Annotated in this window: 11 protein-coding genes and 1 pseudogene; 5 read left to right on the forward strand and 7 right to left on the reverse strand. The window is 70.3% G+C overall.

From position 1 onward, the window contains the following. From NFT33_RS14695 to glyA, 6 genes and pseudogenes are all read right to left on the reverse strand, one after another. Window positions 1–568, reverse strand: a pseudogene (locus NFT33_RS14695) (electron transfer flavoprotein subunit alpha/FixB family protein); the annotation flags it as partial. Continuing rightward, on the reverse strand, window positions 565–2,571 hold the full coding sequence (locus NFT33_RS14700; RefSeq protein ID WP_251676458.1) for a DUF3483 domain-containing protein: 2,007 nt from the start codon (window positions 2,569–2,571) through the stop codon (window positions 565–567). The gene NFT33_RS14700 and the pseudogene NFT33_RS14695, both read right to left, overlap by 4 nt. Window positions 2,572–2,573: 2 nt before the next feature. Continuing rightward, window positions 2,574–4,646, reverse strand: coding sequence for an NADH:flavin oxidoreductase (locus NFT33_RS14705; protein WP_251676460.1), 2,073 nt, complete (start codon window positions 4,644–4,646; stop codon window positions 2,574–2,576). Window positions 4,647–4,701: 55 nt separating this feature from the next. Continuing rightward, window positions 4,702–5,241 (reverse strand): DUF5943 domain-containing protein, encoded by a 540-nt coding sequence (locus NFT33_RS14710; RefSeq protein ID WP_251676462.1) that lies wholly within the window; start codon window positions 5,239–5,241, stop codon window positions 4,702–4,704. A gap of 26 nt (window positions 5,242–5,267) precedes the next feature. Continuing rightward, on the reverse strand, window positions 5,268–6,239 hold the full coding sequence (locus tag NFT33_RS14715; RefSeq protein WP_251676464.1) for a dipeptidase: 972 nt from the start codon (window positions 6,237–6,239) through the stop codon (window positions 5,268–5,270). A 37-nt stretch (window positions 6,240–6,276) separates the two neighbouring features. Then, the gene (gene glyA / locus NFT33_RS14720; protein ID WP_251676466.1) at window positions 6,277–7,557 is read right to left on the reverse strand and encodes a serine hydroxymethyltransferase; all 1,281 of its coding nucleotides are present in this window, start codon (window positions 7,555–7,557) and stop codon (window positions 6,277–6,279) included. 303 nt (window positions 7,558–7,860) lie between these two features. Between glyA and NFT33_RS14725 the strand changes: the two genes are divergently transcribed. The 5 genes from NFT33_RS14725 (at window position 7,861) to NFT33_RS14745 (ending at window position 13,851) form a co-directional block, all read left to right on the forward strand. After that, window positions 7,861–9,096, forward strand: a complete 1,236-nt coding sequence (locus NFT33_RS14725; protein WP_251676472.1) for an aromatic ring-hydroxylating oxygenase subunit alpha — start codon at window positions 7,861–7,863, stop codon at window positions 9,094–9,096. 61 nt (window positions 9,097–9,157) lie between these two features. Further along, a complete protein-coding gene (locus NFT33_RS14730; protein WP_251676468.1) occupies window positions 9,158–10,264 on the forward strand; it encodes an FAD-binding oxidoreductase in 1,107 nt (368 codons plus the stop codon). Between the two features lie 76 nt (window positions 10,265–10,340). Further along, a complete protein-coding gene (locus NFT33_RS14735) occupies window positions 10,341–11,378 on the forward strand; it encodes a quaternary amine ABC transporter ATP-binding protein (protein ID WP_251676470.1) in 1,038 nt (345 codons plus the stop codon). Then, the gene (locus NFT33_RS14740; protein WP_149505639.1) at window positions 11,368–12,237 is read left to right on the forward strand and encodes an ABC transporter permease; all 870 of its coding nucleotides are present in this window, start codon (window positions 11,368–11,370) and stop codon (window positions 12,235–12,237) included. The genes NFT33_RS14735 and NFT33_RS14740 overlap by 11 nt, the downstream gene beginning before the upstream one ends. Before the next feature lie 39 nt (window positions 12,238–12,276). After that, the gene (locus NFT33_RS14745) at window positions 12,277–13,851 is read left to right on the forward strand and encodes an ATP-binding protein (protein WP_180692865.1); all 1,575 of its coding nucleotides are present in this window, start codon (window positions 12,277–12,279) and stop codon (window positions 13,849–13,851) included. Window positions 13,852–13,964: 113 nt separating this feature from the next. Here NFT33_RS14745 and NFT33_RS14750 read toward each other — a convergent pair. Then, window positions 13,965–14,168 (reverse strand): transposase (locus NFT33_RS14750; RefSeq protein WP_376744170.1); only part of this gene is annotated, 204 nt, incomplete at its 5' end.

A 14,168-nucleotide genomic window follows, 5' to 3' on the forward strand; every position in this document is an offset into this window, starting at 1 on the left:
CCCGCACCCGGCTGTCGGCGATCTCGACCACGCCGGCGGCGCAGGCCAGCGGCTGGCGCACCGCCAGGCGTCGGCCCAGATCGCCGTCGTCGCCGCGGTCCGGCGCCAGCGTCAGGCGCGGGGACAGGGTCTGCCAGCGCGCGGCGACGGCCTCGGCCAGCGCCTCGGGCGAGAGCGCCTCGTTCACCGGCAGCAGCTCCAGCCGGTCGATGCCCAGCGCGGCGGCGTCCAGCGCGCCGGCCTGCGGGTCCGGGGCGCCGGGCGTGCCCGGGGCCTGCGGCCAGGGCATCAGCACGACCACCGCCTCGTCAGGCCGGGCCAGCAGCGCGGCGGCGGCGATCGCCTCGCGGGCATGTTCGTCCAGGCTGCCGCTGTCGGGATGCACCAGCACCAGCAGGCAGCCGGCGGCGCGTTCGCTCGGCGTGGCCAGGCGCGGACGCCTGGCCGTGGCATGCGACACCGCCGCCAGGCGCAGGCCGCGTTCGCCCTCGGTGCCGCCGAGCACGATGCGGCGCAGGCCCTGCGGGGTGATGAGCGCCGGTCGGCGCGGATCGACTCGTCGGATCATGCTTGGGTCTCCTGCGCGGGGCGGGTCTCGACGGCGCGGGCGACCAGCTCGGCCACGTCCAGCACCTCGGGGCGCTTGCCGGTCACGCCTTCGAGCATCGCGGTGCACTGCGGGCAGGCCACCGCGACGATCTCGGCGCCGGTGGCGCGGGCGTCGTCCATGCGCATGTCGGGAATGCGGCGCTGGCCGGGAATGTCGGTGGTCGGCGCACCGCCCCCGCCGCCGCAGCAGCGGGCGTTCAGGCCGCAGCGCTCCATCTCGACCACCTGGATGCCGATGGCCTTGAGCGCGCGGCGCGGGGCCTCGACCTGGCCGTTGTAGCGGCCCAGGTAGCAGGGATCATGCAGCGTGACGCTGGGCGCGCTGGCCGCGGCATCCGCCTTCGGGCGCAGCCGGCCGCGCTCGAGCAGATCGGCCAGCAGCTCGGTGTGGTGCCAGACGCGGGTGCGACCCTGGGCCAGCTGCTCGGCCCAGGCGGCGTCGAGCACCGGGTATTCGTTGCGCAGCGCGTGCAGCAGGTGCGGGTCGGCGGTGACCAGGTTCGCGGCCGGATGCGCCTGCAGCGTCGCGATGAGCTGGCGTGCCAGGCGCTGGTAGCCGGCCTCGTCGCCGAGGCGGCGCGCCACGTCGCCGCAGTCGGTTTCCAGCGCGCCCAGCAGCGCTGGCACCACGCCGGCCGCGCGCAGCGTCGTCGCCAGCGCGCGCAGCGTCTTCTGGCCGCGCAGGTCGAAGCCGGCCTCGCCGGCGAGCAGCAGCCACTCGGTGCGCTGCGTGGCCGGCGCGTCGGCCAGCACCGGCAGGCCCAGGTCGCTGGCCCAGTGGTGCCGGGCGGCGAGCGGGTGGCGGCCCTGGGTGTCGGTCTCGCGCAGCGCGGCCAGCACCTCGTCGCCCTTGTTCGGCACGGTGCCGCCCACCAGCGTCAGGCTGCGGCGCAGGTCGACCACCAGATCGACATGCTCGATCAGCATCGGGCAGGCCTGCACGCAGGCGCGGCAGGTGGTGCAGCTCCACAGCGTCTCGGGGTCGATCAGGCCGGGCACCACCGCCTGGTCCGGTGCGCCGGCATGGTGGCCGATTTCCTTGCCCGGATAGGGGTTGCCGGCATAGTGCGCGTCGCCGGTGCCGGCCATGCCGCTCACCAGATCCTGCACCAGCTTCTTCGGATTGAGCGGCTGGCCGGCGGCGAAGGCCGGGCAGGCCGCTTCGCACTTGCCGCACTGCACGCAGGCATCGAAGGAGAGCAGGCGGTTCCACGGCAGATCGGCCGGCCGGGCGGCGCCGGGCAGGTCACGCACCAGATCCACCGGCTTGAGCGCGCTGGCCTGGCGCTGCGCGGCCGGGCCCACCGGCTGCGGCCCGAAGCGCTCGGGGCGCGGATGCAGGCCCAGGTGCAGCAGGCCGGCCACCGCATGCTTCATCGGCCCGGCCAGACCGACGCCCAGCGCAAGCTCGGCCGCGCCGGCGCCCAGGGCCAGCACGCACAGCGCCGCCCACCACGGCGCGATGCTCTCGTGCCACAGCGCGCCGGCGGCCAGCGCGAGCAGCCCGAGCGCGCCCGCGCCCAGCGTCCACGGCAGGCGCTGCCACGGCCCGCGCGAGACCCGCGCGGCCACCGCCGGCTGGCGCCGGCGCAGCGCCATCATCAGCGTGCCGGCCAGCATCACCAGCGCGAAGGCCACCAGCGCCATGTCCAGCACCGCCAGCCGCAGCCGCAGGCCGTCGTTGATCGCCACCAGCGCCAGGCAGGCGATGGCGCCGCCAGCCACTGCGACATGCGCGCGCGCCACCGCCGGCTCGCGGGCGACCACATGGTGCAGGTCGACGAAATAGCGCTTCGGAATGGCCAGCAGCCCGCGCCAGGCCACCGGCGCGGCCAGGCCGGTACGCCAGAGCGCCGCGCGCCGCGCGGTGCCGATCGCCAGCGCGGCCACCGCCAGCCAGAACACCGCCGTGATGGCGTCGCGCCAGACCCAGGCCGAGGAGGAAGACAGGACGGCATCCATGCTCAGAAGTCCTTGCAGAGACGCAGCGCGTCGTAGATCGCGCCGTGGATGTTGTGCATCGACACGCCGTCGCCGATGCGGAACAGCGCGAAGCGGCCGTCGCCGAGCTTCTCGGCCAGCGCCGGCTGCGGCTGGTTGTCGTAGAGCGCGTCGATGTCGGTCTGGCCGTGGTTGACCGAGCGATCCTTGAGCTGCCAGTACAGCGCCTCGTTCGGGCGGATGCCGTTCTCGATCACGACCTGGTCGACCACGCGCTCCTCCTGCACCTCGGTGTACTCGTGGCGCAGCACCGCGACCAGCCGGTCGCCCTCGGGCGTGCTCTCGCGGTAGACGCGGTCGAGCCAGTGGTTGGGCGTCAGGATCACGCCCTGCGCGCAGAGCTGGCGGTAGATGATCGGGAAGGTGGTGCCGCCGGTGTCGTCGGCGATCTTCACGTCGGGCGTGACCATCTCGACCAGGTGGCCGCGGCTGGCGATGAAGTCGGCCACGCCGGAGCCGGCATGCGCGCTGATCGCGTCATAGACCAGCACATTGCCCTTCGGCGCCACCTTGCCGCTCAGGATGTCCCAGCCCGACACCGCCAGGCCCTCGGCCACGCCCCACTCAGGCGTCTGGCCGGTGTGCGGCAGGCCGCCGGTGGCCAGCACGACGATGTCCGGCCGCTCGTCGAGGATCATCGACACATCGGCCTCGGTGCCCAGGCGGCGGTCCACGCCCAGGCGTGTGGTCTCCAGGTCGAACCAGCGGATGATGCCGGCCATCTGTTCGCGCTTCGGCGCCTTGGCCGCCAGGTTGACCTGGCCGCCGACCTGCGGCGCCTTCTCGAACAGCACCACGTCATGGCCGCGCTCGCGCGCCACGCGGGCGGCTTCCAGCCCGGCCGGGCCGGCGCCGACCACCACCACCCGGCGCTTCGGGCCGCTGGTCCTGGCGATCGTGTGCGGCATGGTGCGTTCGCGGCTGGTGGCGGCGTTCTGCACGCAGAGCACGTCCAGGCCGTTGTACTGGCGGTCGATGCAGTAGTTGGCGCCGACGCACTGCTTGATCTGGTCCTCGCGCCCGTCGCGGATCTTGATGACCATGTGCGGATCGGCGATCTGCGCGCGGGTCATGCCGACCATGTCGACCGTGCCGCTGGCCAGCAGGCGCTCGGCCTGCTGCGCGTCGCGGATGCTCTGCGCGTGCATCACCGGAATCTTCACCACGCTCTTGATGCCGCCGGCCAGATGCACGAAGGGCTCGGGCGGCAGCGCCATCGGCGGCATGCAGTTGGCCAGCGTGTTGTGGGTGTCGGCGCCGGAGCCGATGACGCTCAGGTAGTCGATCAGGCCGGTCTCGCTCATGGCCTGGGCGATCTCCTTGAGCATCTCGTGGTTCAGGCCGTCCTCGTGGAACTCGTCGCCGCACATGCGCAGGCCGACGCAGAAGTCCCGGCCCACCTCGGCGCGCACCGCCTGCAGCACCTCGATGCCGAAGCGCAGGCGGTTCTGCAGGCTGCCGCCCCACTCGTCGCTGCGGAAGTTGCTGCGCGGGCTCCAGAACTGGTCGATCAGGTGCTGGTGCGCCGCCGAGATCTCGATGCCGTCCAGCCCCGAGGCCTTCACGCGGCGCGCGGCCTTCGCGTAGTCCTGGATGATGCGGCGGATCTCCTCGATCTCGATCGTCTTGGCGTTGCCGCGGTGCACCGGCTCGCGCACGCCCGACGGAGACACCAGGTGCGGCCAGTCGAAGCCGTGCCAGGCATTGCGCCGGCCCATGTGGGTGGCCTGGATCATGATCTTGGCGCCATGTCTGTGCATGGTCTCGGCCAGCCGGGACAGTCCTTCCATCGTCTCGTCGCGCGAGAGGTTGACCGAGCTCCACCAGCTGCTCGGGCTGTCGCGCGAGACGGGGCTGGAGCCGCCGCAGATCGCCAGGCCGACGCCGCCCTTGGCCTTCTCCTCGTAGTAGCGGATGTAGCGCTCGCCGGGCATGCCGTCGTCGGCGTAGACCTCGGCGTGCGCGGTGCTGACGATGCGGTTGCGGATCTTCAGCTGGTTGAGCTGGATGGGTTCGAAGAGGTGCGGGTAGCGCATGGTCGGGCGGCGTGGTCAGGCGGCGTGAGGGGCGGCGGGGCGGCGCGCGGTCGGGTCAGTGCGCGATCGGCGTGACGGTGAACACGCAGTGCGCGTGGCCTTCTGCGGCGCACCGGGTCTCCTCGCTGTGGGTCTTCCAGGTCTGGCCGGTGGCCTGTCCGACCCAGTCCATCGCGCCGGAGAACCAGCCGGCGAACAGGTAGCAGACCTTGTCCCGGCTCACCGGCACACCGGCGATGCCCTGGGCCAGCACGAAGACCGAGTGCTCCAGCCTGATGCGGGCGTGGCCGCTGCGGGCATCGACCTCGTCGAACGAGAACAGCCCCCAGCCGCGCTGCGACAGGCGCTTCAGGTAGTGCTCGTAGACCGCCAGGCCCTGCAGGCCGTGCGTCCTGCTCTCCTGCTCGCACCAGAAGTAGGCCGAGCGGTAGCCGGCCTTGTACAGGCTCGCGGCGTAGGTCTCGCGGCCGATCGCGGCCTCGGCCTCGACATGGTTGTTGACGAAGAAGTGGCGCGGCACATAGATCATCGGCAGACCGTCGGTGATCCAGATGCCGGTGGTCTCGTCGACGGAAATGGGCAGTTGCGGTTGCATGGTCGTGTGCTCCTCTTGCGTGGCGCTCAGGCGCCCCAGACTTCGCCGAACACCCGCAGCCAGTTGCCGCCGATCACCTTGACGATGCGCTCGGGCTTCCAGCCGGCGCGCTCCATCGCGTCGGTCAGGTTGGGCATCTCGCCGATGGTGCGGATGCCCTCGGGGTTCAGCACGGTGCCGAAGTTCGTCAGGCGGCGGCCGCGGCCCTTGTCGTGCGTGATGTGGTCGAAGAAGTCCTGGCCGTAGCCCTGGGTGTGGTCGGTGCCGACGCCGACGCAGTCCTCGCCGACCAGGTTGATGACGTAGTCCAGCGCCTCGACATAGTCGTCGACGGTGGACTCGATGCCGCGGCGCAGGAAGGGCGGGAACATGGTCACGCCGATGAAGCCGCCGCGGTCGGCGATGAACTTCAGCTGCTCGTCGCTCTTGTTGCGCGGGTGCTCCTTCAGGCCCGCGGGCAGGCAGTGGCTGTAGGTGACCGGCTTCTTGGAGGCCAGGATGGCCTCCTCGCTGGTCCTGGCGCCGACGTGCGAGAGGTCGACCATGATGCCGACCCGGTTCATCTCGGCGATGACCTCGTGGCCGTAGCCGGAGAGGCCGCCGTCGCGCTCGTAGCAGCCGGTGCCGATCAGGTTCTGGGTGTTGTAGCAGAGCTGCACCACGCGCACGCCCAGGTCGGCGAAGGCCTCGATGTGGCCCAGGTGGTCCTCGAAGGCGTGCGCGTTCTGGAAGCCCAGGATGATGCCGGTCTTGCCCTCCCGCTTGGCGCGGCGGATGTCGTCGGTCGTGCGCACCAGCGTCAGCAGGTCGGCGTTGGCGCGGATGTGCGCCTTCATCTCGGCGATGTTGTGCACCGTGCTCTTGAAGTCGTCCCAGACCGAGACGGTGCAGTTGGCGGCGGTGAGGCCGCCCTTTTTCATGTCCTCGAAGACCGGGCGGTTCCACTTCGAGATGATCAGGCCGTCGATGACGATGGATTCGGCGTGCAGGGGATTCATGGCGTGCGTCCTTCGGAAGTCGGGCAAGAGGCCGGGCTCAGAGTTCGGGATAGATGGGAAAGCGGCTCATCAGCGTCTGCACCTGCTCGCGCACCAGCATCTCGACCTGCGCGTCGCCGGCCGGGTCGCGGCGCAGCGCCTGCAGCACGTCGAGGATCAGCCGGCCGACCTCGCGGCAGTCGTCCTCCTTCAGGCCGCGGGTGGTGATCGCGGCGGTGCCGACGCGGATGCCCGAGGTGACGGTGGGCTTCTCGGTGTCGAAGGGAATGCCGTTCTTGTTGCAGGTGATGCCGGCGCGCTCCAGCGCCACCTCGGTCTGGTTGCCCTTGAGGCCCAGCGGGCGCAGGTCGACCAGCAGCAGGTGGTTGTCGGTGCCGCCGGTGACCAGGTCCAGGCCGCCGGCGCGCAGCGTCTCGCCCAGCGCCTGGGCATTGGCCACCACCTGGCGGGCGTAGGCCTGGAAGGCCGGCTGCAGCGCCTCGCCGAAGGCCACCGCCTTGGCGGCGATGACGTGCATCAGCGGTCCGCCCTGCGCGCCGGGAAAGACGGCCGAGTTGATCTTCTTCGCGATCTCCTCGTCGTTGCTCAGGATCACGCCGCCGCGCGGGCCGCGCAGCGTCTTGTGCGTGGTGCTGGTGGTGACATGCGCATGCGGCACCGGGCTCGGGTAGACGCCCGCGGCCACCAGGCCGGCCACATGCGCCATGTCGACCATCAGCAGCGCGCCCACCGCGTCGGCGATCGCACGGAAGCGCGCCCAGTCGAGCGTGCGCGGGTAGGCCGAGAAGCCGGCGATGATGAGCTTGGGGCGGTGCTCGTGCGCCAGGCGCTCGACCTCGTCGAGATCGACCCGGCAGTCGCCTTCGCGCACGCCGTACTGCACCGCGTTGAACCACTTGCCCGAGAGTGCGGGCTTGGCGCCGTGCGTCAGATGGCCGCCGGCGGAGAGCGCCATGCCCAGCACCGTGTCGCCCGGCTTGACCAGGGCCAGCATCACCGCGGTGTTGGCCTGCGCGCCGGAGTGCGGCTGCACATTGGCGAAGCGTGCGCCGAAGAGCTGGCACAGCCGCTCGATCGCCAGCGCCTCGACCACGTCGGCCTGCTCGCAGCCGCCGTAGTAGCGCTTGCCCGGATAGCCCTCGGCGTACTTGTTGGTGAACACCGAGCCCTGGGCCTGCAGCACCGCGCGGGAGACGATGTTCTCGGAGGCGATCAGCTCGATCTGGCTCTGCTGGCGGTTGAGCTCGCGGCGGATCGAGCGGGCGACCTGCGGGTCGGCCTGGGCCAGCGGTGCGGCGAAGAAGTCGGCAGTGTTCATGGCGTCGGGGAGGGCTGCGGTGAGGCGGGGAGGGGCGATCTCGGATGGCCTCATTCTTCGAGCCCGGCGCCGCTGCGGCTTGTGCGCCGCGGACACGCATTTGCCCAAAACCGACATCGCGACCTGTCGCGCGCCGATGTCGCCTGCAGACAAATCCGTGTCCGTCACATGCAAGGTCGCCGGGGCGGCTGACCGAACAATGGCCTCGACGACCTGCAGCCCTCCCGCGTTCCGAGGATCTCCGCCATGACGACAACAACCGCCCCCGTCACCCTGCACCCCCGCACCGGCCGCGCCGATGCGATGCTCGCCACGCTGCTGGAGCGCCGCCGGCCCGGCCACAGCCTCGAAGCCCCGTTCTACCTGAGCGAGGAGATCTTCCAGGCCGACCTGGAGCACATCTTCCGCCGCCACTGGATCTTCGTCGCGGTGGCGCCGCAGGTGCCCGAGCCGGGCGACTACCTCACCGTCGACATCGGCAGCGACTCGGTGCTGATCGTGCGCGACGACGACATGCAGCTGCGAGCCTTCCACAACGTCTGCCGCCACCGCGGCTCCAAGCTGTGCGACGAGCACCAGGGCAGCCTGGGCAACATCGTCTGCCCCTATCACCAGTGGACCTACGACCTGGAAGGCCGGCTGATCCACGCCGACCACATGGGCGAGACCTTCCTGCGCGAGCAGCACCATCTGCACAAGGTGCATCTGCGCGATCTGGAGGGCCTGATCTTCATCTGCCTGGCCGACGAACCGCCGGCCGACTTCGAGGAAGTCGCCGCGCGCATGCGGCCCTATCTGGCGCCGCACCGGCTGTCCGAGTGCAAGGTCGCCGCCCAGGTCGAGATCCTGGAGCAGGGCAACTGGAAGCTGACGATGGAGAACAACCGCGAGTGCTACCACTGCGTGGGCAACCATCCGGAGCTGACCATCTCGCTGTACGAGCACGGCTTCGGTGCGCAGCCGGGCCCGCAGAACGCCGAGGGCATCGCGCAGTTCGAGCAGATCGTGCGCGACAGCGAAGCCCGCTGGGCGGCGATGGGCCTGCCCAGCGCCCGCATCGAGGAGCTCGACACCCGCGTCACCGGTTTCCGCACCCAGCGCCTGCCGCTGGATCGCGCCGGCGAGTCGCAGACGATGAACACCGAGGTCGCCTGCAGGAAGCTGCTGGCCGACTTCACCGAGAAGTCGCTCGGCGGCCTGTCGTTCTGGACGCAGCCCAACTCCTGGCACCACTTCATGAGCGACCATGTGGTGAGCTTCTCGGTGATCCCGCTGAGCGCGGGCCGCACGCTGGTGCGCACCACCTGGTGCGTGCACAAGGATGCGGTGGAAGGCGTGGACTACACCGTCGAGAACCTGACCGCGGTCTGGAATGCCACCAATGACCAGGACCGCCGCCTGGTCGAGTTCTCTCAGGCCGGCGTGGCCAGCAGCGCCTATCAGCCCGGCCCCTATTCGCCCTTCACCGAAGGCCTGGTGGAGGCCTTCTGCGTCTGGTACGTGGACCGCATGCGCGCCAGCCTGACGGCCTCGCGCTGATGCCGGGCTGCGGCATGTCAGGCACGTTCATTGCAAACGTCGCGACTCCACGGTTTTCCCCATGAACGCCTCCTTTCCTGACCTGGCCGATGCGCCGTCCGACGCCTGGGTGCCGGACGACGAGCACTTCACCTGCGTGCAGGTGATCGACGAGACCCATGATGTGCGCACCTTCGTGCTGCGCCTGCACGACGGCGCGCGCAGCTTCCGCTACCGTCCGGGCCAGTTCGTTACCCTGGCGCTGGACATCGACGGCGAGCGCCTGCATCGCTGCTACACCCTGAGCTCCAGCCCGACGCGGCCCGACACGCTGGCCATCACCGTCAAGCGGGTGGTCGGCGGGCGGGTGTCGAACTGGCTGCACGACCACCTGCGCCCAGGCGGGCTGCTGTCGCTGACCGGCCCGGCCGGGCAGTTCTGCTTTCCAGCCGGCCCGGTGGCCGCACCGGCCCGCGGCCAACTCTACCTGTCGGCGGGCAGCGGCGTGACGCCGCTGATGTCGATGTCGCGCGCCTGGGCCGATCTGGGCCTGGACGCCGACGTGCAGTTCCTCCACGCCGCGCGCACGCCGCAGGATGTCGTCTTTGCCGACGAGCTGGCGGTGCTGGCGCGCCGGCTGCCGCGCTGGCGCGCCAGCGTGGTCTGCGAGGGGCGTGGCAGCACGCCCGGCTACAGCGGCCTGCTGGGCCGGCTGTCGCTGCCGCTGCTGCGCGCGCAGGTGCCCGATCTGCTCGAGCGCGAGGTCTGGTGCTGCGGCCCGGCGCCCTTCATGGCCGCGGTGCGCGCGATGCTGGCGGAGGCCGGCTTCGACATGAGCCGCTACCACGAGGAAAGCTTCAGCTTCGAGGCCCCGGCACCGACCCCCGCGCCTGTCGCGGCCCCGATCCCGGACGCCGCCGAGCCGGCCCCCCGCTTCGTCATCACGCTCAAGCGCGGCGAGCGCTTCGAGTGCGCCCCGGACGAGACGCTGCTCGAAGCCGCGCGCCGCGCCGGCCTGCGCTGGCCCTTCAGCTGCTCGAGCGGCGTCTGCGGCACCTGCCGCACGCGGCGTCTCTCCGGCGAGGTGCAGATGAGCCAGGGCGGCGGCCTGCGCCCGCGCGAGGTGGCCCAGGGCTGGATGCTGCCCTGCTGCAGCCGACCGCTCGGGGATCTCGAGCTTGACCGCTAGGGGCCGCCCGCTGTCCATTCCGATGATGAATCTCTCCTGTCTCTCTCCACCCTCGACGATTGCCCGGGAGCCCCGCATGGCCAGACCCAAGATCCAGATCCGCGACCTGACCAAGGTCTTTGGCCCCAAACCCGATGCCGCCCTGGCGATGCTGAGCCAGGGGATCGGCAAGGACGAGATCTTCCAGCGCACCGGCCAGGTGGTCGGCGTCAACAAGGTCGGCTTCGATGTGCAGGCCGGCGACATCTATGTGCTGATGGGCCTGTCGGGCTCGGGCAAGTCGACGCTGATCCGGCTGATCAACCGCCTGGTCGAGCCGACCGCCGGCTCGGTGGTCATCGACGGCGACGATGTGGCGCGCATGCCGCTGCCGGAGCTGATGCGCTGGCGGCGCAAGCGCATCGCGATGGTCTTCCAGAGCTTCGCGCTGATGCCGCACCGCACGGTGCAGGACAATGTCGCCTTCGGCCTGGAAGTGGCCGGCGAGAACCCGAAGCGCTACCGCGACAAGGTGATGCAGGCGCTCGAGCAGGTCGGCCTGAAGGCCTATGCGGCCAAGTACCCGCGCCAGCTCTCCGGCGGCATGCAGCAGCGCGTCGGCCTGGCGCGCGCGCTGGCGGTCGATCCCGACATCCTGCTGATGGACGAGGCCTTCTCGGCGCTCGATCCGCTCAAGCGCACCGAGATGCAGGACCTGATGCTGGACCTGCAGCGCGAGCAGCGCCGCACCATCGTCTTCGTCTCGCACGACCTGGAGGAAGCCCTGAAGATCGGCTCGAAGATCGCCATCATGGAAGGCGGCAACCTGGTCCAGGAGGGCTCGCCGCACGAGATCGTTACCAGCCCCGCCAACGACTATGTGCGCCGCTTCTTCCGGGGCGTCGACACCTCGCGCTACCTGACCGCCGCCGACCTGGTCGACCGCACCGTCGTGCCTTTCCCGGCCAGCGCGGCCGGCCGGCTGCGCGCCACCACCGCCCTGCCCGAGACGCTCGACACCGTGCTCGGCCTGGACCAGCCGGTGAGCGTCTTCGACGACGCCGAACGCCTTGTCGGCTGCATCACTCCCCGCAGCCTCCTCCTCAAGATCGCGAGCACCCGACATGCCAGCTGATTTCCTGCAAGACCTGATCGGCGAGGGCAAGAACCTGCTGCCGCTGGGCGCCCTGGTCAACGACGCCGTCAAGCTGCTGCTCGAGCAGGGCGGCGGTCTCTTCGACGTGATCGGCGCGCTGGTCGAAGGCTTCGCCAGCCAGATCGAGGCCGGCCTGCTGGCGATCCCGTCCTGGCTGGTGATGATCGCGGTGACCGCGCTGGGCGTGTGGCGGCTGAACTGGCGCTTCGGCCTGTTCGCGCTGGCCAGCCTGCTGGTGATCCGCATCATCGGCTTCTGGGACCAGACCGCGGTGACGCTGGCCCTGGTGTTCTCGGCCACGCTGATCAGCATCGTTGTCGGCGTGCCGCTGGGCATCCTGAGCGCGCGCAGCGACCGCTTCAACGCGCTGCTGCGTCCGGTGCTGGACTTCATGCAGACCATGCCCGCCTTCGTCTACCTGATCCCGGCGGCGATGCTCTTCGGCCTGGGCCGGGTGCCGGGCATCCTGGCCACCGTCGTGTTCGCGATGCCGCCGGTGGTGCGCCTGACCGCGCTGGGCATCCGCCAGGTCAGCAGCGAGCAGGTCGAGGCCGGCCAGGCCTTCGGCTGCACCTCGATGCAGCTCCTCTGGAAGGTGCAGCTCCCCATCGCGCTGCCCACGCTGATGGCGGGCGTCAACCAGACCATCATGATGGCCCTCTCGATGGTCATCATCGCCTCGATGGTCGGCGCCGGCGGCCTGGGCAACGAGGTGCTCTCCAGCATCCAGCGCCTGGACATCGGCCTGGGCTTCGAGAGCGGCCTGTCGGTGGTGCTGCTGGCGATCATCCTGGACCGCCTGACCGAGAGCTTCGGGGCGCGGCAGCAGGAGAGCTGAGCGGCCGCCCGGCCATTCCGGCGTGGCTACACTGGTTCCATGAGCCACGCCGCCTCCGCACTGCCCCGCAAGAAGCTGCCCCTCGGCATCCAGACCCTGGCCAAGCTGCGCGAGGAAGGCTGCTACTACGTCGACAAGTCGGGCCTGGCGATCGACCTGATCGCGTCGGGCTCGTACTTCTTCCTGAGCCGCCCGCGGCGCTTCGGCAAGAGCCTGCTGGTGGACACCTTCAAGGAACTGTTCGAGGGCAACCGGGCGCTGTTCGAGGGGCTGGCGGCCGAATCGCGCTGGGACTGGTCGCAGCGCCATCCGGTCATCCGCATCAGCTTTTCCGACGGCATGCTGCAGAGCCGGGCCGAGCTGGACGCGCGCATTCACGAGATCCTGCAGGACAACGAGGTCGCGCTGGGCGTGCAATGCGAGCGCCGCACGGTCGACGGCCGCTTTGCCGAACTCATCCGGCGGGTGCACGAGCGCCACGGCGCGCCGGTCGCGGTGCTGGTCGACGAGTACGACAAGCCCATTCTGGACAACCTCACCGAGCCGGCCCGGGCCGCGGAGATGCGCGACGGGCTGCGCAACCTGTATTCGGTGCTCAAGGGGGCGGATCCGCACCTGAAGTTCGTGTTCCTGACCGGCGTGTCCAAGTTCAGCAAGGTCAGCCTGTTCTCGGGGCTGAACAATCTGCACGACATCACGCTGGACGCGCGCTGGAGCGCGCTGTGCGGCTACACCGACGCCGACCTCGACACCGTGTTCGCGCCGGAGCTGCCGGGGCTGGACCGCGACGAGATCCGGCGCTGGTACAACGGCTACAACTGGCTGGGCGTGGGCGTCTACAACCCCTTCGACGTGCTGCTGCTGTTCGACAGCCGGCAGTTCAAGGCGCACTGGTTCGACACCGGCACGCCCACCTTCCTGGTCAGGCTGCTGGCCGAGCAGTCGTGGTTCACGCCCGATCTGGCGCGGCTGCAGGCCGACGAGATGGAGCTGATGAGCTTCGAGGTGGAGCAGATCGGCGCGGTGGCGCTGCTGTTCCAGGCCGGCTACCTGAGCGTGCACGCGGCCGAGGAGACCGAGACGCGCGAGCTGATCTACACGCTGGGCTATCCGAACCGGGAGGTGGAGATGAGCCTGAACCGGGTGCTGCTGCCCGGCTACGGCGTGCCGATGCGGGCTGCCTCGCTGCAGCGCCAGGCGCTGATGAGGGCACTGCGCGAGCGCGACGGGCTGGGCATGGAGACGGCGCTGCGGGCGCTGTTCGCCAGCATCCCGAGCGACTGGTATCGCAGGAACCCGCTGGCCGGCTTCGAGGGCCACTACGCCAGCGTGTTCTACAGCCACCTGGCCGGGCTGGGGCTGGACCTGCAGGTCGAGGACGCGACCAGCCACGGCCGCATCGACCTGACGCTGCGCCTGGGCGCACAGGTCTTCCTGTTCGAGTTCAAGGTGGTGGCCGACGCCCCCGAAGGCCACGCGCTGCAGCAGATCCGCGACAAGCGCTACGCCGAGAAATACCTGGGCCGCGGCGCCACCGTGCACCTGATCGGCATCGAGTTCAGCCGCACGGCGCGCAATGTCGTGGGGTTCGAGATCGAGACGCTGCAGGGGTGATCGGCAGATTTTTTACCAACGAACCAAGGGCCCTGCGGGGCCCTTTGTCGTTCTGGATCGGCTCTGTTGCACAAACCCACGAGCAGACGCCCTGACCCCAACCCCGGACGGACTCATGCCACGGCACCCACCGGCACGGTCTGCGGCCGGCCGATCTGACTGAAGCGGTTGAGCACGGCCACGCGCACATGCAGCTCGACCACCTGACGCTCGAACGTGCGGGCCGTGACCCGATCGCCCAACCGCTTCAGGCAGTGCATCTTGGTCTCCACCAAGCTGCGCCGGTGATAGCCGCTCCACGTCTTCCAGATGCTTGT

It is taken from the genome of Sphaerotilus sp. FB-3 (assembly GCF_023706025.1).
Classification (GTDB): Bacteria; Pseudomonadota; Gammaproteobacteria; order Burkholderiales; family Burkholderiaceae_C; genus Sphaerotilus; species Sphaerotilus sulfidivorans.

What these genes read in the sequence shown, in the direction of transcription:
- NFT33_RS14700 (WP_251676458.1), bottom strand. Translation starts at nt 2,571, where the DNA reads ATGGATGCCGTCCTGTCTTCCTCCTCGGCCTGGGTCTGGCGCGACGCC.
- NFT33_RS14705 (WP_251676460.1), bottom strand. Translation starts at nt 4,646, where the DNA reads ATGCGCTACCCGCACCTCTTCGAACCCATCCAGCTCAACCAGCTGAAG.
- NFT33_RS14710 (WP_251676462.1), bottom strand. Translation starts at nt 5,241, where the DNA reads ATGCAACCGCAACTGCCCATTTCCGTCGACGAGACCACCGGCATCTGG.
- NFT33_RS14715 (WP_251676464.1), bottom strand. Translation starts at nt 6,239, where the DNA reads ATGAATCCCCTGCACGCCGAATCCATCGTCATCGACGGCCTGATCATC.
- glyA (WP_251676466.1), bottom strand. Translation starts at nt 7,557, where the DNA reads ATGAACACTGCCGACTTCTTCGCCGCACCGCTGGCCCAGGCCGACCCG.
- NFT33_RS14725 (WP_251676472.1), top strand. Translation starts at nt 7,861, where the DNA reads ATGCTCGCCACGCTGCTGGAGCGCCGCCGGCCCGGCCACAGCCTCGAA.
- NFT33_RS14730 (WP_251676468.1), top strand. Translation starts at nt 9,158, where the DNA reads ATGAACGCCTCCTTTCCTGACCTGGCCGATGCGCCGTCCGACGCCTGG.
- NFT33_RS14735 (WP_251676470.1), top strand. Translation starts at nt 10,341, where the DNA reads ATGGCCAGACCCAAGATCCAGATCCGCGACCTGACCAAGGTCTTTGGC.
- NFT33_RS14740 (WP_149505639.1), top strand. Translation starts at nt 11,368, where the DNA reads ATGCCAGCTGATTTCCTGCAAGACCTGATCGGCGAGGGCAAGAACCTG.
- NFT33_RS14745 (WP_180692865.1), top strand. Translation starts at nt 12,277, where the DNA reads ATGAGCCACGCCGCCTCCGCACTGCCCCGCAAGAAGCTGCCCCTCGGC.